This window comes from Streptomyces muensis (assembly GCF_021474425.1).
GTDB classification, from domain to species: domain Bacteria; phylum Actinomycetota; class Actinomycetes; order Streptomycetales; family Streptomycetaceae; genus Streptomyces; species Streptomyces muensis.
In genome coordinates, this window is record NZ_JAKEIP010000170.1 from 1 (window position 1) to 18,051 (window position 18,051).

The 18,051-nt window shown below is 71.8% G+C and carries 14 protein-coding genes and 1 pseudogene; 5 read left to right on the forward strand and 10 right to left on the reverse strand.

Annotation, left to right across the window (positions count from 1 at the left end):
* Positions 1 to 547: pseudogene (locus L0P92_RS30265) on the reverse strand (hypothetical protein); the annotation flags it as partial.
* Positions 548 to 688: 141 nt separating this feature from the next.
* The gene (locus tag L0P92_RS30270) at positions 689 to 961 is read right to left on the reverse strand and encodes a helix-turn-helix domain-containing protein (RefSeq protein ID WP_234766232.1); all 273 of its coding nucleotides are present in this window, start codon (positions 959 to 961) and stop codon (positions 689 to 691) included.
* Between the two features lie 66 nt (positions 962 to 1,027).
* Between L0P92_RS30270 and map the strand changes: the two genes are divergently transcribed.
* Complete coding sequence (gene map / locus L0P92_RS30275) at positions 1,028 to 1,795, forward strand: type I methionyl aminopeptidase (protein WP_234766233.1); 768 nt, start codon at positions 1,028 to 1,030, stop codon at positions 1,793 to 1,795.
* A 379-nt stretch (positions 1,796 to 2,174) separates the two neighbouring features.
* A complete protein-coding gene (locus tag L0P92_RS30280) occupies positions 2,175 to 4,730 on the forward strand; it encodes an ATP-dependent Clp protease ATP-binding subunit (RefSeq protein WP_234766234.1) in 2,556 nt (851 codons plus the stop codon).
* A 39-nt stretch (positions 4,731 to 4,769) separates the two neighbouring features.
* On the opposite strand, the gene ggt is transcribed toward L0P92_RS30280, so the two are convergent.
* Positions 4,770 to 6,569 carry a gamma-glutamyltransferase gene (ggt, locus tag L0P92_RS30285; RefSeq protein ID WP_234766235.1) on the reverse strand — a complete coding sequence of 600 codons (1,800 nt, stop codon included), beginning with the start codon at positions 6,567 to 6,569 and terminating at the stop codon, positions 4,770 to 4,772.
* Between the two features lie 120 nt (positions 6,570 to 6,689).
* On the opposite strand from ggt, the gene L0P92_RS30290 reads away from it, so the two are divergent.
* On the forward strand, positions 6,690 to 7,454 hold the full coding sequence (locus tag L0P92_RS30290; RefSeq protein WP_234766236.1) for a hypothetical protein: 765 nt from the start codon (positions 6,690 to 6,692) through the stop codon (positions 7,452 to 7,454).
* A gap of 116 nt (positions 7,455 to 7,570) precedes the next feature.
* The gene (locus tag L0P92_RS30295) at positions 7,571 to 9,139 is read left to right on the forward strand and encodes a CocE/NonD family hydrolase (RefSeq protein WP_234766237.1); all 1,569 of its coding nucleotides are present in this window, start codon (positions 7,571 to 7,573) and stop codon (positions 9,137 to 9,139) included.
* Positions 9,140 to 9,364: 225 nt separating this feature from the next.
* Here the strand turns inward: L0P92_RS30295 and L0P92_RS30300 are convergent, their stop codons facing one another.
* Both L0P92_RS30300 and L0P92_RS30305 read right to left on the reverse strand, forming a co-directional pair.
* Entirely contained in the window at positions 9,365 to 10,108 is a 744-nt protein-coding gene (locus tag L0P92_RS30300; protein WP_234766238.1) for an amino acid ABC transporter ATP-binding protein, read from the reverse strand.
* 137 nt (positions 10,109 to 10,245) lie between these two features.
* Positions 10,246 to 10,653, reverse strand: coding sequence for a DUF6278 family protein (locus L0P92_RS30305; protein WP_234766239.1), 408 nt, complete (start codon positions 10,651 to 10,653; stop codon positions 10,246 to 10,248).
* A gap of 232 nt (positions 10,654 to 10,885) precedes the next feature.
* Here L0P92_RS30305 and L0P92_RS30310 point away from each other — a divergent pair, with 232 nt between their 5' ends.
* The gene (locus L0P92_RS30310; RefSeq protein WP_234766240.1) at positions 10,886 to 12,652 is read left to right on the forward strand and encodes an SGNH/GDSL hydrolase family protein; all 1,767 of its coding nucleotides are present in this window, start codon (positions 10,886 to 10,888) and stop codon (positions 12,650 to 12,652) included.
* Between the two features lie 107 nt (positions 12,653 to 12,759).
* Here L0P92_RS30310 and L0P92_RS30315 read toward each other — a convergent pair whose 3' ends face one another.
* The 5 genes from L0P92_RS30315 to L0P92_RS30335 form a co-directional block, all read right to left on the reverse strand.
* A complete protein-coding gene (locus L0P92_RS30315) occupies positions 12,760 to 13,539 on the reverse strand; it encodes an exodeoxyribonuclease III (protein ID WP_234766241.1) in 780 nt (259 codons plus the stop codon).
* Between the two features lie 69 nt (positions 13,540 to 13,608).
* Positions 13,609 to 14,244 carry an MBL fold metallo-hydrolase gene (locus L0P92_RS30320; protein ID WP_234766242.1) on the reverse strand — a complete coding sequence of 212 codons (636 nt, stop codon included), beginning with the start codon at positions 14,242 to 14,244 and terminating at the stop codon, positions 13,609 to 13,611.
* Between the two features lie 62 nt (positions 14,245 to 14,306).
* The gene (gene pcaDC / locus L0P92_RS30325; RefSeq protein WP_234766243.1) at positions 14,307 to 15,608 is read right to left on the reverse strand and encodes a bifunctional 3-oxoadipate enol-lactonase/4-carboxymuconolactone decarboxylase PcaDC; all 1,302 of its coding nucleotides are present in this window, start codon (positions 15,606 to 15,608) and stop codon (positions 14,307 to 14,309) included.
* Positions 15,609 to 15,732: 124 nt separating this feature from the next.
* Positions 15,733 to 16,710, reverse strand: a complete 978-nt coding sequence (locus tag L0P92_RS30330) for a hypothetical protein (RefSeq protein ID WP_234766244.1) — start codon at positions 16,708 to 16,710, stop codon at positions 15,733 to 15,735.
* Between the two features lie 91 nt (positions 16,711 to 16,801).
* Positions 16,802 to 18,051: SWIM zinc finger family protein (locus L0P92_RS30335; RefSeq protein ID WP_234766245.1), on the reverse strand; the 1,250-nt coding region annotated here is incomplete at its 5' end.

Sequence of the window (18,051 nt, forward strand, 5' to 3'; positions counted from 1 at the left end):
CCCGCTCCCGTCGTATCGCCCGCCCCCGCGCGCTCGCCGCCCTGCGGTCCAGGTCGGCCGTTCGGGCGCGGAGTTCGGTGCAGCGGGCGGTGGCGCGTTCGTGGTCGTCGCGGGCCCAGGCGAGGTCGAGGCGGATGGCGTCGGCTTCCTCCCGGCTGGTGGCGGCGGTGAGCAACCTGCCCAGTTCCGCCTGCCGTTCGGCGGCGTAGCGCTGTTCGCGGAGCATGACGTCGAGGCGGTCGCCGAGGGCGTCACGGCCGCCGGGCCGGGCGTCGTACGCGGCGAGGGCGGCGGCGTGCAGGGCGCGGGCGTGTTCGGTCTCGGGGCCCGCGCCGCCGGGGCCGTACTGGCCGGCGAGGTCGTGCAGGAGGGACTCCACCACGTCCCAGGGCGGTACTTCGCGTCCGTCGAGGCAGGCCTGCATGCCCTCCGGGTCGCGCTGCCAGAACACCCCGCACCAGCCGCCGCCCTGGTCGAGGCGCGCCAGAAGGCCGTCCAGGTAGTTCACGAACTCCCGCACCCGAGCCGGGAGTTGATCCACTGACATTGCCCAACTCCCGCCAGACCGGAGCACTCCGGTCCGTTAGGCAACACCAGTCATGTTACGAACGGGCTACGGGGAGTTTTCCGAATGGACGCAGAGTACGCCCGGGCTGCCGGAACGTGACGTGCGGGCGGCGCGTGCGGCTCAGGCGGCGGCGTCGGCGTCGGCGTCGGCGACCGGTGCGCAGCGGCCGACGATTTCGTCCATGGACAGCCCGAGGGCGTGCGCCAGTGCGGCGACCGTGAAGAAGGCCGGCGTCGGGGCCCGCCCGGTCTCGATCTTGCGCAGCGTCTCGGCGGAGATGCCGGCGCTCGCCGCGACCTGGGTCATGCTGCGGCCGCCGCGGGCCTCGCGCAGGAGCCGGCCGAGCCGCTCGCCGCGTTCGCGCTCTTCGGGGGTGAGTGGGGTGCGCACCATGGCACCGATTCTAATACCGCACCCTGATCGCACTCCCCCCATTCAAATACCGGTATAGTAATTGGCATGGTGGAACTGAAGACGGAACAGTCGATCGAAGCGATGTACACGACCGGGCAGGTCGTGGGCCAGGCCCTGAAGGCCGTGCGCAAGGCCGCCGACGTGGGGGTCTCCCTGCTGGAGCTGGACGAGGTGGCGCGCGAGGTGCTGAGCGCGGCGGGCGCGACGTCCCCCTTCCTCGGCTACCGCCCCTCCTTCGCCCCGGTCCCCTTCCCGGCCGTCATCTGCGCCTCGGTGAACGACGCGATCGTGCACGGCATCCCGACCGGGTACCGCCTGCGCGACGGCGACCTGGTCTCCATCGACTGCGGCGCCGAACTGGGCGGCTGGGCGGGCGACTCGGCGATCAGCTTCACGGTGGGCACGCCGCGCCCCGCCGACGTACGTCTGATCGAGACGGCGGAGCGGGCGCTGGCGGCGGGCATCGAGGCGGCCGTGGTCGGCAACCGCATCGGCGACATCGCCCACGCCGTCGGCTCGGTGTGCCGGTCGGCCGGATACGGCATCCCGGAGGGGTTCGGCGGGCACGGCATCGGCCGCCGGATGCACGAGGACCCCTCGGTGCCGAACGAGGGCCGGCCGGGCCGCGGCATGCCCCTGCGGGCCGGCCTCGTCCTCGCCATCGAGCCCATGCTCATCGCGAGCGGCAAGGACGACTACCACGCGGCCCCGGACGGCTGGACCCTCCGCACGAACGACGGCTCCCGCGCGGCCCACGTGGAGCACACGGTGGCGATCACCGAGACGGGCCCACGGATCCTGACCGCCCGCTGAACGAATCGCCTGCGCGGGGGTTCTGGTCCGAGGGCGACCGCGGGCAGTCGTCGGCTGGGCGCGCCCGCGCGGCGGAGCCGCATATGGATACAACCCCGTGCCCCTTGAGCACGTGCAGTGGACGTACTTCCAGGGGCGCGGGGAACTGCGCGAGCAACCACGAACCACCCGCAGCCGCTCACGTGTGCACCGCCCCTCGAACCCTCCGCCCCACCCGGCCACCCCCACGCTCCCTGAAGGTGCCCCCCGCCCCCGTTCGTGCGAAGGTGTTCTACGAGCGCGGCCAGGTGTAACCGGCTTCCGCCTGGGTTACCCGACTCCGGCACGCCGATCAAGCGAGGGCGACCCTGCCCGCGCAGGGACGCCGGATGGGAACGCCATGACCAGCGGCTTCAATGGTGGTCCGGAAGACTACGACCCCTTCGGAGAATTCCTCGCCCGCTTCTTCGGCGGACCGCGCCCCGGCCCCCGGCAGATCGACATCGGGCGGCTGCTCAGCCAGCCGGCCCGGGAGCTGGTGCGGGGCGCCGCGCAGTACGCCGCCGAGCACGGCAGCCGCGACCTGGACACCCAGCACCTGCTGCGCGCCGCGCTGTCCGCCGAGCCGACCCGGAGTCTGCTCAGCCGGGCCGGCGCGGATCCCGACTCGCTGGCGACGGAGATCGACGAGCGGTCGGGGCCGGTGCAGCACCCGCCGGGCGAGGCACCGCCGCCGACCTCGCTGTCCCTGACGCCGGCCGCCAAGCGCGCCCTGCTGGACGCGCACGACCTGGCCCGGGCGCGCGGCACCGGGTACATCGGCCCGGAGCACGTGCTCAGCGCCCTCGCCGCGAACCCCGACTCCGCGGCCGGGCACATCCTCAACGCGGCCCGCTTCAGCCCCTCCGGCGGGCCGCCCGAGGCCCCGGACGCCCCCGATTCCCGGCCCCGTATCGACCAGCGGCCGCGCGTCGACTCCGGTACGCCCACCCTCGACAAGTACGGCCGCGATCTGACCGACCTCGCCCGCCGGGGCCGTATCGACCCGGTGATCGGCCGGGACGAGGAGATCGAGCAGACCATCGAGGTGCTCTCCCGGCGCGGCAAGAACAACCCGGTGCTGATCGGCGACGCGGGCGTCGGCAAGACCGCGATCGTGGAGGGGCTGGCCCAGCGGATCGCCGACGTCGACGTGCCCGACGTGCTCAGCGGCCGCCGTGTGGTCGCGCTGGACCTGACGGGCGTGGTCGCGGGCACCCGCTACCGGGGCGACTTCGAGGAGCGGCTCAACAACATCGTGGGCGAGATCCGCTCCCACTCCGACCAACTGATCGTCTTCATCGACGAGTTGCACACCGTGGTGGGCGCCGGAGGCGGCGGCGAGGGCGGGTCCATGGACGCCGGGAACATCCTCAAGCCGGCCCTCGCGCGCGGCGAACTGCACATCGTGGGCGCGACCACGCTGGAGGAGTACCGCAGGATCGAGAAGGACGCGGCGCTCTCCCGCCGCTTCCAGCCGATCCTGGTCCCCGAGCCGACCACCGCCGACGCCATCGAGATCCTGCGCGGCCTGCGCGACCGCTACGAGGCCCACCACCAGGTCCGCTACACCGACGAGGCGCTCGTGGCCGCCGTGGAGCTGTCGGACCGCTATCTCACCGACCGCCGCCTGCCGGACAAGGCGATCGACCTGATCGACCAGGCGGGCGCCCGGGTACGGCTGCGCGCGCGGACCAAGGGCACGGACGTACGGGCCATGGAGCGCGAGGTCGAGCAGCTGCACCGGGACAAGGACCAGGCGGTCGCCGACGAACAGTACGAGCAGGCGACCCAACTACGTGACCGTATCGTCGAGTTGAAGCAGCGCATCACGGACGCGTCCGGCGACGAGGAGGTCGACGAGGGCCTGCACCTGGAGGTCACCACCGAGGCCATCGCGGAGGTCGTCTCCCGGCAGACCGGCATCCCGGTGAGCAGCCTCACCGAGGAGGAGAAGGACCGGCTGCTCGGCCTGGAGGAGCACCTGCACGAACGGGTCGTCGGCCAGAACGAGGCCGTGCGCGTCGTCTCCGAGGCGGTACTGCGCTCCCGCGCCGGGCTCGCGAGCCCCGACCGGCCGATCGGCAGCTTCCTCTTCCTCGGCCCGACCGGCGTCGGCAAGACCGAGCTGGCCCGGGCGCTCGCCGAGGCACTGTTCGGCAGCGAGGAGCGCATGGTCCGCCTGGACATGAGCGAGTACCAGGAGCGGCACACCGTCAGCCGGCTGATCGGCGCCCCGCCCGGCTATGTCGGCCACGAGGAGGCCGGCCAGCTCACCGAGGTGGTGCGCCGGCACCCGTACTCGCTGCTGCTGCTCGACGAGGTCGAGAAGGCCCACCCGGACGTCTTCAACATCCTGCTGCAGGTCCTGGACGACGGCCGGCTGACCGATTCCCAGGGGCGCACGGTGGACTTCACGAACACCGTCATCGTGATGACCAGCAATCTGGGCTCGGACGCGATCAGCCGGGGCGGCGCCGGGATCGGGTTCGGCTCGGGGGGCGAGGAGGCCGACGAGGAGGCGCGGCGCGAGCGGGTGCTGCGCCCGCTGCGCGAGCACTTCCGGCCCGAGTTCCTCAACCGCATCGACGAGGTGGTCGTCTTCCGCCAGCTGACCCCCGACCAGTTGCGGCAGATCACCAACCTCATGCTGGACCAGACCCGCCGGCTGCTGCAGGCCCAGGGCGTCTCGGTCGACTTCACCGGCACGGCCGTCGACTGGCTGTCCGAGCGCGGCTACCAGCGCGAGTACGGCGCCCGCCCGCTGCGCCGCACCATCCAGAAGGAGGTCGACAACCAGCTCTCCCGGCTGCTGCTCGACGGCCGGATCGGCGAGGGCGGCCGGGTGACGGTGGACGTGCAGGACGGGCGGCTCACCTTCCGCGCGGAAGAGCTGCCGCCCGCCCCCGAGTTGTGACCTGCCGGGCGCGTCTCGAGTTGTGACCTGCCGGGCGTCCTACGACGCCGGCCACACCACCATCGCCGAGCCGCCGCCCCGCCGTACCTTCTCGGCGGCGGCCAGCCACTTGCCGTTCGGCAGTCGCTGTACGCCGGTTGCCGCGCCGATCTCCGGGTTGAGCCGGAAGCCGTGCCCGATGGCCTCCAGCCGCGCCCGCAACGGGCTGTTGTAGAGGCCCGGTTCGAGTTCGGTGGTGGTCTGGTTGCGCTGGCTGGCGCGCGGCGCGGCGATGGCGTCGACCAGCGGCAGACCCCGGTCGAGGAAGCCGGTCAGGCTCTGCAGCACGGTCGTGATGATCGTCGCGCCACCGGGCGAACCGAGCGCCACGACCGGCTTGTCGTGCCGGTCGAGCACGATCGTCGGCGACATCGACGAGCGCGGCCGCTTGCCCGGCCCCGGCAGGTTCGGGTCGTGGACGTCGGGGCCGGCGGGCGTGAAGGAGAAGTCCGTCAGCTCGTTGTTGAGGATGAACCCGCGGCCCGGGACCGTGATGCCGCTGCCGCCGGTCTGCTCGATGGTGAGCGTGTACGAGACGACGTTGCCCCACTTGTCGGCCACCGTGAGGTGCGTGGTGCTGTCGCCCTCGTAGGTGGTCGGCGCCGCCGTGCCGCGCGCGTCGCAGGCCGCGGGGTCGCGCGGGTCGCCGGGCGCGACCGGGCTGGTCAGCACCGCGTCGTCCTTGATCAGGCAGGCTCGCGAGTCGGCGTACCGCTGCGACAGCAGCTCCTTGGTCGGTACGTCCTCGAAGGCCGGGTCGCCGACCCAGCGCCCGCGGTCGGCGAAGGCGATCCGGCTGGCCTCGATGTAGCGGTGCAGGTACTGGACCTCGCTCGCCTTGGAGAGGTCGGTGTTCTCCAGGATGTTGAGCGCCTCGCCGACCGTGGTGCCGCCGGAGGAGGAGGGCGCCATGGAGTAGACGCCGAGGCCGTGGTACGAGGTCCTGGTGGGCGCCTGTGACTTGGTGCGGTAGGTCGCCAGGTCCTTGGCGGTCAGGTCTCCGGGACGGGCGTTCCAGCCGGAACTCGGGTCCACGGGCGGGTGGTTGACCGTGTCGACGATGTCGTCGGCGAGGTCGCCGCGGTAGAGCGCGCCGACCCCCTTCCTGGACAGCTCGGCGTAGGTGCGGGCGAGATCGGGGTTCTTGAAGGTGGAGCCGACGACCGGGAGCCGCCCGTTCGGGAGGAACAGCTTCGCGGTGTCCGGGAAGTAGCGGAAGCGGGTCTCGTTCGCGGCGGTCTGGTCGCGGAAGGTGCCGTCGACGGTGAAGCCGTCCCGGGCGAGCCGTTCGGCGGGCTTCAGCAGCGTGCCGAGCCGTTTGCTGCCCCACTTGTCGAGGGCCTGCTGCCAGGTGGCGGGCGTGCCCGGGGTCCCGACGCTGAGGCCGCTGCTGACGGCCTCGGCGAAGGGGATCGCCGCGCCGTTCTCCACGAAGAGGCCGGAGTCGGCGCTCAGGGGCGCGGTCTCACGGCCGTCGATGGTGCGCACCGTACGGGACTTGGCGTCGTAGTAGACGAAGTAGCCGCCTCCGCCGATACCGGCCGAGTAGGGCTCGGTGACGCCGAGCGCGGCGGCGGTGGCCACGGCGGCGTCGACGGCGTTGCCGCCCTTGCGCAGGATCTCGATGCCGGCCGCGGAGGCGTCCGCGTCGACGCTGGACACGGCGCCGCCGTACCCGACGGCGACGGGAACCTTCTCGACTGCCGTGCTCTCGGCGGCGGGTGGCGCCGCTGCCCCCACCGACACCACGGCGGCCGAGACCGCCAGGACCGACAGTTTCCGCGCGACAGGGCGACGCATCCGCACCTCCAGTCAGGGACCGTCCGGGCAGCCTATGCGATCGGCATGCCCCCGTCAGCAGGACCGCGCCGGGGCACTGCTCGAACACGGGTTTGCGTCGGCCCGCTACCATGCGCGCCCATGAATGACGACGTGCGCAACATCGTGCTGGGCGTGGTCGCGGCGGGCATCAGCGCCGCGCTCGGCTGGCTTGCCCGGACCTATCTGTGGAAGCGGAGGCTCCGCCGCAAGCAGGAGTTCTTCGGGCTGCCGCAGAACTCGGAGTCCCTGCTCGTCGTCAACCGTGACCCGGCCACCTCCGAGCCCGCGGTCCACCGGTTCGACGTGTTCGCCCTGCTGGAACTCGCCGCCCTGATCAAGGACTGCGGGGCACACCTTCAGATGGTGACCCAGGACAACGTCCAGCAGGGCTTCGGCGAGCGCACCGAGTTCTGCGTCGGCGGCCCCGGCTCCAACCGGCGAATGCTGGCCCACATGGCGGCGATGCTGCCCGGTGTGCGCGTCAACATCGACCCGGAACCGGGCCCGGACCGGGGCGCCTTCCAGATCGGCGGCGAGCGCTACCGCATGGAGGCCGGCGTGACGGAGTACGTCCTGCTGGCCCGCCTCACGGCGGGCGAGCGGCGCGAGGCGCGGCCGGTTTTCCTCTTCTGCGGACAGCGTGCGATCACCAACCAGGCCGCGACGCGCTATCTTGCCCGCAACCACGAGCGGCTGGCCCGCAAGCACGGCGCCAAGCCCTTCGTCCTGCTGCTGAAGGTCGTCAACTCGCAGGCGTACGGCCCCGATGTCGTCGAACTGGTCGCGGACGTGACCCGGCCCGCGCAGGCTCCGCTGCCGGCCACGGAGGCCGTTCCCGCACGGAACTCACACCGCGCCTCCTGAATTCGTTCACAGGGCAACAATCGTTACTGCCACGTAACTTACCGACGGGTTACTTGCGGTAAGAGGCCACGGTTACCGTTCGGTCACTTTGCACTGACACGAGTGAGGAGTGACCCGTGGGAACCCAACGCAAGGCCCTGCGCACGACCGCCGTGGGCGCCGTCTCCGCGACCCTGATCGCCGGGACCGCCCTCGGGCTCGCCCCCGCCGCCCAGGCGACCCCGAGCGGCGTCCGCTTCGTCGACATCAGCGGCGACGGGGGCACCACCCTCAAGGCGAACGTCATCACACCGGCCGGTGCCGACGGCAACCGCCGCTACCCGCTGCTCGTGCTCCCCACGAGCTGGGGCCTGCCCCAGGTCGAGTACTTCGCGCAGGCGCAGAAACTCGCGAACTCGGGCTACATCGTGGTCAGTTACAACGTGCGCGGCTTCTGGCAGTCGGGCGGCGAGATAGAAGTGGCGGGCCCGCCCGACATAGCCGACGCGTCCAGGGTGATCGACTGGGCGCTCGCCAACACCCCGGCCGACGCGGGCCACATCGGCATGGCGGGCGTCTCGTACGGCGCCGGCATCAGCCTGCTGACCGCCGCGCACGACAAACGGGTCAGGGCGGTCGCCGCCCTCAGCGGCTGGGCCGACCTCATCGGCTCGATCTACTCCGGCCGCACCCAGCACGTCCAGGCCGCCGCGCTGCTGGACGGCGCGAGCCTGGTCACCGGCCGCCAGAGCGCCGAGGTCCGGCAGATCTTCAACGACTTCTACGCCTCCAACCTGTCCAAGGAACAGGACATGATCAATTGGGGGAAGAAACGTTCGGTCGCTACATACGTGGACCAACTCAACAAGAACGGCGCCGCGGTCATGATGGCCAACGCCTGGGGCGACACGATCTTCCCGCCCAACCAGTACGCGGACTTCTACGAGAAGCTGACCGGCCCCAAGCGGCTGGAGTTCCGCCCCGGGGACCACGCCACCGCCGAGATGACCGGTCTGTTCGGCCTGCCCAACGACGTGTGGACGGACACCGAGCGCTGGTTCGACCACTACCTCAAGGGCGAGGCCAACGGCATCGACCGCGAGCTGCCCGTCCGGCTCAAGTCCCGTTCCTCGGGCGGCTACGAGGGCTACCCGGACTGGAAGTCGGTCGGCGCGACCGACCGGAAGATCGCCCTCGCCGGCACGACCACCATCCGCACGAACGTCAACTCGGGCGCGGACGGCGGCGTCGTCTTCCTCTCCAGCATCCTCGACCAGGTGGCCCAGCTGCCCCCGATGGCCTCGATCCCACTGATCCCCCGACTCTGGGCGGGCGTCTGGCAGTCGGAGAAGTACGCCACGGCCCAACGCGTGCGCGGCACGGCCAAGTTGCACACCACCCTCACCCCGACCAAGGAGAGCGGGACCCTCGTCGCCTACCTCTACGACGTGGGCCCGCTCGGCCTCGGCAAGCTGGTCAGCAACGCGCCGTACACCTTCCACGGACGTACGCCCGGCAAGCCGTTCGCCGTCGACCTGGAGCTGTACTCCACGGCCTACGACGTCCCGGCAGGGCACCGGCTCGCCCTGGTCGTCGACACGGTCGACCCGCTCTACATCGAGCACAACCCGTCCGGCGCGCGGCTGACCTTCTCCTCACCGGCGAACGACCCGTCGTACGTGTCGATTCCACTGCGCGAGCAGTGATCTCCGGCCGGCGCCGGGCGGGTATGGCTCTGTGACTGCTGCCCCCTGCCGCCCCTCGCCTACGGGCCGTGGGGGGATCCCCACCCGGCAGCAGCGTCCCTGGTCGCGGCCGGGGCCACCTCCACGGCCTTGGGGACGGACGGAACATCGTAGTCGAGGTCGTTCGCGGCGAGGATTCCGGTGTGGAGAAACGCCGTTCGTCTCGGCATGGGTCGCACTTCCCGCTCAGTGATGGAGGATCTTCGACAGGAAGTCCCGGGCGCGCTCGCTGCTGGGATTGGTGAAGAACTCCTCGGGGCTGCGGTCCTCGACGATGCGGCCGTCGGCCATGAACACGACGCGGTTGGCGGCCGAGCGGGCGAAGCCCATCTCATGGGTGACGACGATCATCGTCATGCCGTCGCGGGCGAGTTGACGCATGACCTCCAGCACCTCGTTGATCATCTCGGGGTCGAGGGCGGAGGTGGGCTCGTCGAAGAGCATCGCCTTGGGTCCCATGGCGAGGGCCCGGGCGATGGCGACGCGCTGCTGCTGGCCGCCGGAGAGCTGCGCGGGGTACTTGTCGGCCTGATCGGCCACGCCGACGCGCTCCAGGAGTTCGCGGGAGCGCCGGTCGGCCTCCTCCTTCTTGCGGCCGCGGACCTTGACCTGTCCGAGGGAGACGTTCTGGAGGACCGTCTTGTGGGCGAACAGGTTGAAGGACTGGAAGACCATGCCGACTTCGGCACGCAGCCGGGCGAGCGCCTTGCCCTCCGCGGGCAGCGGCTGGCCGTCGAGCAGGATCGTGCCGGACTGGACGGTCTCCAGCCGGTTGACGGCCCGGCACAGCGTCGACTTCCCCGACCCCGAGGGGCCGATGACCACGACCACTTCCCCCTTGCCGACGGTGAGGTTGATGTCCTTCAGGACATGCAGTTCCCCGAAGTACTTGTTGACGTCACGCAGCTCGATCAGTGGATCGCCAGCCATGCCCAGCCCCAGTCACTCTCAGCTGTGTAGCGGTTTCCGCAAACTATCCGGGCTGGAGTTGACTCCATGCGCGACACGCACTTTTCGGGCATAAGCCGTATTTACGCCGAATTTATATCGAACTTCAGGTCGGGATGTCATGCCTCCGCGACCTCCGCGTACAGCTGCGACAGCTCCGGCACCCCGTTCGCGGCCCACTCCTGCCCCGAGGCCACGACGTCGAACTCACGACCGGAGGAGAGCCGCACGACCGGCTGACCGTCCGGCCAGATCTCCCAGGCGGCCCCGGGCACGGTGCGCACGATGACGGTGCCGAGGTACAGACCGGCGTCGTTGCCCAGCCACGGCAGGACCTCCTCGTCCTCCCGCCAGCGCGGCGGCAGCTGGTCGAGCGCCTCCAACGAGGCGGCCGTGTCGTCGAGTTGGATCCCCGCACGGGACGCGTGGGAGCGCAGGAGTTCGCACTCGGCGAGGAGTTCGGCGATGCCCTCGGGGTCGGGGGTCCCGCGCTTCTCGGGCCGGTTGCCCAGAAAAGGGATCTTCATACCCCCAGCGTGTCATTCGCACGGCCGAACGCACCACAGGCGCGCGGGCCGTCGATTCCGGGCGAGTTCACGCCGAGTTCGGGCATGGCTCGTTGACGGGTCACGGGTGCCTCTCTAACTTCACGGTGCGTCTTGCGTCTCGCCGGAACGTCTCGCGCCTGTACGTCTCATCTGAAGTTGTCATGTGCAGTCATACGCCGTCCTGAGCGGTCGTGAACGGGAGGAGTCGGAGTTGCGCCGACGTGTGTGGAGTTCCGCGGTCGTCCTCGCTGTCTTCGCGGTCCTGGTGCCGGGTGTCTCCGCACACGCCGCCCCCGAGCGCAGAGCCGGGCCGCTGCCGCTGGACCAGCTCTTCGACAACAGGGCCGTCAGCGACGACGCCCGGCCCGCCGAGGCCGACTTCGACGGGGCGGGCGCCTCTCTGTCGGCACAAGCCCTGAGGGCCGCCGGTTGGACTCCGGGCCGCGCGCTGACCGTGCAGGGAGCCCGGCTCACCTGGCCGAAGCGGCAGCCGGGCCGGCCCGACAACGTCCTGGCAGCCGGACAGGACGTACGGGTACGCGGGCGGGGCGACGCCCTCGCCTTCCTGGTGGGAGGCACGGGCGGCTCCGGCGCCGCCGGCACCGGGATCGTCACCTACACCGACGGCAGCCGCACCTCCTACCACCTGACCGCCCCCGACTGGCGCACCGGCCCGCTCGCCACCAAGGCGGTGGCCCTGACGCACATCAACACGCCCCACGGCCAACTCGCCGAGCGGCCGCGGCTGTACGTCGTCACCGTGCCGGTGGTGACGGGGCGCGCGGTCGCCTCCGTACGGCTGCCGCGGGCGACCGGGCTGCATGTGTTCGCGCTGGCGGTACGGGCCCCGGCGCCCGGCTGGACAGGGAGTTGGTCGACGGCGACGGGTGGCTATCCGACCGTCGGGCCGTGGACCGACCGGACGCTGCGGCTGGTGGTGCACACGTCGGTCGGCGGGCCGCGGGTGCGGCTGCGGTTCGACAACACCTTCGCGGCGGCGCCGGTACGGATCGGAAGGGCCACGGTGGCTGTGCAGTCGGCCGGCGCCGCGGCGAGGGCGACGCCGGTCGCGGTGTCCTTCGGGGGTGCGGCGGGCGTCGTGATCCCGGCCGGCGCGCAGGCGTACAGCGATCCGCTCGGGTTCAAGGTGCCCGCGGACACGAATCTGCTGGTGAGCTTCCATCTGCCCCAGGCCGTGCCCGCCGCGCCGGTGCACCGGCTCGCACAGCAGCGGTCGTATGTGAGCGCGCCCGGTGACCACACGACGGACGGTTCCGCGACGGCGTACCCGACGGTCCTGACCAGCTGGCCGCTGCTGACCGGTGTCGACGTCGGCGGTGGGCCGGGGTCCGTGGTGCTCCTGGGGGACTCGATCACCGACGGCGACAAGTCCACGATGGACGCCAACCGACGATGGCCCAATGTGCTGGCCACACGGTTGCTGAAGCAGAGTGCGGTCCCGCGCTACGGGGTGCTGAACCAGGGGATCTCGGGCAACCGTGTGGTCTCCGACCGCTATCCCGGCGACGGGGTCTCCACGGACACGGCCGGGGTGAGCGCTCTGCACCGCTTCGACCGGGATGTCCTCGCCCAGACCTCGGCGCGTACGGTGGTCGTGTTCGAGGGCGTCAACGATGTGCGGTGGGGCACGAGCTCGGAGCAGGTGATCGCCGGACTGCGCGAGATCGCGGACCGGGGGCATGCGCGCGGGCTGCGGATGCTGGCGGCGACGATCCTGCCGTGTGAGGGCGAGGCGCAGTGCACCGCGCTGGCCGACGTGGAGCGGGTCGAGGTGAACGCGTGGATCCGCTCCGGCGCCGCGTTCGACGGCGTGCTCGACTTCGACGCGGTGGTACGGGATCCTGCGCGGCCGTCCCGGATGCTGGCCGTGTACGACAGTGGGGACCATCTGCATCCCGGCGACACGGGGCTCGCTGCGCTGGCTGGGGCGGTGGATCTGCGGTTGCTGGTGCCGTGAGGTCGGGCGGCGTTGCGGTGGGCGACTGGGGGCTCTGCCCCCAGACCCCCGTATCGGCCTGAACGGCCTCGTCCTCAAACGCCGGACAGGCTGCTGGGTGGGTTGCCCTATACGTCCAGGTCCACTACCACCGGCGCGTGGTCCGAGGCGCCCTTGCCCTTGCGTTCCTCGCGGTCCACGTAGGAGTCGGTGACGGCCTTGGCGAAGGGCTCGTTGCCGTAGACCAGGTCGATGCGCATGCCGCGGTTCTTGGGGAAGCAGAGCTGGCGGTAGTCCCAGTACGTGTACGGGTGGTCGTACTTCAGGGGGCGCGGGACCACGTCGGAGAGGCCGGACTCGCGCAGGGAGGCGAGGGCGGCGCGCTCGGCGGGGGTGACGTGGGTGAGGCCCTCGAAGGCGGCCGTGTCGTAGACGTCGTCGTCCGTCGGGGCCACGTTGTAGTCACCCATCACCGCGAACGGGCGGCTGCCGGCCGCGTCGCCGGCGACGGCGGCCTTGAGGGCCTCGAACCACTGGAGCTTGTAGGCGTAGTGGGGGTGGTCCACCTCACGGCCGTTCGGCACGTAGACCGACCAGACGCGGACGGGGCCGCAGGTCGCGGAGATGGCGCGGGGTTCCTCGGAGCCGTCGTAGCCGGGGTCACCGGGGAGGCCCTTGACGACCTCCTTGAGGCCTACTCGGGAGAGCACCGCCACGCCGTTCCACCGGCCGGTGGCGTTGACCGCCGCCTCGTAGCCGAGGTCGCGCAGCGGGTCGAACGGGAAGGCGTCCTCGGCGACCTTGGCCTCCTGGAGGCACAGCACGTCGGTGCCGCTGCTCTCCAGCCAGGCGAGGAGCCTCGGCAGGCGGGCGGTGATCGAGTTCACGTTCCAGGTCGCGATGCGCATGTCTGACAACCTACCGGGCGGGACTGACAACGCGGCCCCGCCCGGGGTGGGGCCGCTCACACCTGCGCCTCACACCTGCGCCGAGTCCCCCGGCGTCAGGCGCAGGTGCTCCGAGCCGCCCAGGCCGCCGATCTGGCGGTCGTAGATCGGGCGGGCCAGGTCGGTGAGCAGGGCGTCGTGGATGTCGTAGGCGCGTTGCGGCTTGACCTCGCGGACGTAGTCGATGACCTCGGAGATCTTGTTCCAGGGGGCCATGACGGGGAGCATCAGCGTCTCGACGGGGTGGTCGGGGACGGTGAGGGCGTCGCCCGGGTGGAAGACGCGGCCGCCGTCGATCAGGTAGCCGACGTTGGTGATGCGCGGGATGTCGGGGTGGATCACGGCGTGCAGTTCGCCGTGGACCTGGATGTCGAAGCCGGCGGCGGTGAAGGTGTCGCCGTGGCCGACGGTGTGGACGCGGCCCGGGAACGCCGCCGAGATCTGGTCCGCGACGGACCTCAGCGTCCAGATCTCGGCGGCCGGGTTGGCCTCGAGGGCCGTCCGCAGCCGCGCCTCGTCGAAGTGGTCGGGGTGCTCGTGTGTGACAAGGATCGCGTCCGCGCCGACCGCGGCGTCCTCCTCGCTGAACCCTCCGGGGTCGAGGACGAGCGTGCGTCCGTCCTTCTCCAGGCGGACGCAGGCGTGCGACTTCTTCGTGAGCTTCATGGCACCATCCTGCCCTCGGGCCGGCCCACGGGTCGCTCCGTGGGCGGCCCTTCGGCGGGAGGTCACTCCGTGGGAGTGGTCTCCTCCCTTATGACCTGCTGAGCGACCTTGAACGCGCTGTTCGCCGCCGGCACACCACAGTAGACGGCCGCCTGGAGCAGCACTTCCTTGATCTCGTCCGGGGTCAGTCCGTTGCGCAGGGCGGCGCGGGTGTGGAAGGCGAGTTCCTCCATGTGGCCGCCCGCGACCAGGGTGGCGAGGGTGACACAGCTGCGGGAGCGCCGGTCGAGGCCGGGTCTGTCCCAGATCTCGCCCCAGGCGTACCGGGTGATGAACTCCTGGAAGTCCCCCGAGAACTCGTCCGCCTGCGCCAGCGCCCGGTCGACGTGCGCGTCGCCGAGCACCTCGCGACGGACCTTGATCCCCGCGTCGTACGTGTCCGGCCGTCCCGTCGTCGTCGGCGGCGGTACGACGGCCGGCGCGATCTCGGCGATGGGCGCGGGCTGCGGCGGCGCGGCGGCCAGGACCGGCTTGACGGGGGCGGCGACGATGGCCATCTGGCCGGTGGTGGAGTCGTAGGCGGGCTGCCAGGCGGTGGTGAAGTGCCGGACCAGCAGATCGGTGACGGCGGCGGGCTGCTCGACCGGGACGAGGTGCGAGGCGCCGGGGACGACGGCCAGGCGGGCGTCCGGTATGCCGGCGACCAGGGTGCGGGCCTCCGCGGGGCCGGTGACCTGGTCGTCCGAGCCGACGAGGACGAGGGTGGGCACGGCGACGCCGGCGAGCTGGGACCGTACGTCGAACGAGGCGAGCGCCTCGCAGGCGGCTATGTAGCAGCCGGGGTCGGTGGTGCGCACCATCTGCACGGCCCACTCGGTGATCGCGGGCTGGGCGGCGGCGAAGCCGTTGGTGAACCAGCGGTCCGGCGAGGTGCGGGCGATCGGGTCGAGGCCGTTGGTGCGCACGATCACGCCGCGCTGCCGGAACTCGTCGGCCGTGCCGAAGCGCGGCGAGGCGGCGATCAGGGCGAGCGAGGCGATGCGCTCCGGGTGACGCAGGGCGAGTTCGATACCGAGGGCGCCGCCGAGCGCGCAGCCCGCGTAGCCGAAGCGCTGGACGCCCAAACCGTCGAGGGTGGCCAGCAGCCGGTCGGCGAGCTCGGCGACGGAGCCCGCGGGGTACGCGGGCGCGCCGCCGTGCCCCGGCAGGTCGAACCGGAAGACGCGCCAATGCTGGGTCAGCTCCGGGACCTGCCGGTCCCACATGTGCCAGGTGGTACCGAGCGAGGGGCCGAGGATGAGGACGGGGGCGTCTTCGGGGCCGTCGAAGCGGTACTGGAGGGCGGGGGTCTTCGTCTCACTCACCGCTCCACGCTAACCGCCCTTTCTTGCCTTCCGGACGACAGGCCCCATCTCCCTACACCTCACTCCCGCGGACCTCCGGTGAACCCTCACACCACCTTCACCGGAGGGACCGGCCGGATGCGGCTCAGGGCCGGAGGGTGACCCCGAACCGGGTCTTCATCCGCCGCAGTTCCCACAGCGAGACGGCGGTCACCGACAGGGGACCGCCCAGGGTGGCGCAGAGTTGGGCGACGAGGGGCTGGCCCTCCGGCAGGCCGTCGGGGATCACGCTGAAGATCGCGAACACCCATACCAGTGCCGTGGTGATCACGGGCGGCAGCATCGGGTGGACCTGGGCGGTGTTGAAGGCGCTACGGGCCGAGTACAGCGACGCCATGAAGAAGAAGGGGAAACCCCACACGATCACGATCAGCGCGGCGACGGCCAGCACGATCTCCCACCAGGTCATCCCATCCTCGGGTTTGGCGGCCAGGCCCGTCAGGGTGAGGACTCCGCCGATGACGACGATCGACAGCACGTACCAGCCGACCGCCTTGAGCGGAGCGCGCAGCCGGGAGCGCATGTGCGGCCGCAAGTGCGGGGGCGCGTAGTAGATGAAGCCGATGATGACCAAGGGCCCGGCGATCAGCAGCAGGATCGGGGCGAGGAGCATCTGGGCGGCGCTGCTGTACGCCGCGTCCTCCCAGCGGTCCGGTTTCACGCTGTAGACGAAGATCAGGGCCACGGTCGCGGCGGCGCCGAGGATGGTGCGGGCCACCTGGACGCGGTCCACGGTGCGGTCCACGATCCGGCCGTCGCCCTCCGCGTTGAAGAGCCGGGTGGCGAGGCGGTGGGTGGAGCGCAGGAGCGCGCCGACGAGCCCGAACGACAGGCAGCCGCGAGGGCGCCGGGCGGCAGGGCGCGGCGTGGGCTGCGGGCCGTAGGGGTACGGGTACGGGTTCTGGGGCGGGGCCGGGTAAGGAGCCTGGGGCGGGTACGGGCCCGGATTCGGGCCCGGATTCGGTGGCGGCGGTCCGTACGGTGCGCCCCAGCCCTGGTTTCCCGGTCCGTTGCCGCCAGGCTGACCGGGGCCGTGTCCCGGCCCCCATCCCCCCGTAGCCATCTCTCTCCCCGTTCGTTCCGCGCCGGTTGCCGTGTCGCCCGGCGACATCGCGGCAGTGTAGTTGTTCTTGGGGAACGGGTGGCTGTCGCGCTCAGTCCTCCGGCGCGGACCCGAGACCGGTGAGTGCGCCGACCGGGTCGAGGTCGGGGGTGCCGCGGGGCCACCAGTCGTCGTGGCCCGGTTCCGATTCGTACGGGTACCACAAACCGTCGCGGCCGAGGCGGAGTTGGACATGGCCGCCGGGGTGGGTGAGGCGGTTGCGCCAGGGGCGGAAGGCCGGCAGGTCGGCAGCGAGGAGGAGCGGGCGGGCCCGGTCGAAGCGGCCGGCCGGCGGGTCCCAGGGTTCTTCGAGGACGGCGAGCCCTTCGAGTCCGCCCTGGCGCCAGGCGGCGACGGCGCGGGCCAGTTCGGCCGGGGTGCGCTCGGCGGCGGCGGAGAGGGAGGCGTACAGGGCGCGGGTGCCGGCGGTGAGGCCGGAACCGGGGCGGGCGGCGGCGAGCCGGACCGCGTCCTGCCACAGGGTCAGTTCGCCCACCGGGTCCCGGCCGGTGCTGAGCAGCGCGTGCGCGCGGGCGGCCGCGTCGGTCGCCAACTGGTCCAGCGCGAACGGGTCAGGCCCGCCCGGCGCCGCCGGGTAGACGGGTGGCTGCTCGGGGTGCGGGGGCACGGGCAACGGGGCGGGGAGAGCGGGCAGTTGGCGCCCAGGTGCCAGGGCTTCGGTGGCTCTTACGCCGGCCAGGGGCGTCGGACCCTGTTCCTGCGCGGCGCGGGCCGCGCGGGCGGCGCTCAGCCGGGACAGGGCGTCGAGCAGCCCGCGTTCGCCGCGGCCGCGCAGCAGGAGCAGGACGAAGGGGTCGGCGTCCAGCAGGCGTGCGGTCTGGTAGCAGAGGGCGGCGGCGTGCTTGCAGGGGTGGCCGCGGTCGGGGCAACTGCAATGCGGTTCGAGGTCGCCGGGGCCCGGCAGCAGGGGCACTCCGCACTCGGCGAGGGTCTGCGGCATCTCCTTGTCCAGCAGCGCCGCGATGTGCCCCGGCCGCTCGGCCACGGCGTCCAGGAACCGCGTCCACTCGGCTTCGTCCAGCGTGCGCAGCCGCACCTGCACGCGATACGGCCGCGGCCGGCTGCCCCGCACATACGCCAGCGCCAGGCCCGGTGTCACGGTGATCGCGTCGACATGTCCTTCCTGCGCGTAACCCCGCCCCCGCGCAAGCCGCTTGGCATCGAGCGCGCCCTGCTCCAGGGCAGCCACCCAGGCGTTGCCCCACCAGGTCTCGGCGAAGCGGTCGTCGTCGAAGCGGTCGTCGTCCGAGGGGCGGGGTGGGAAGGCGGGGAAGGTACGGC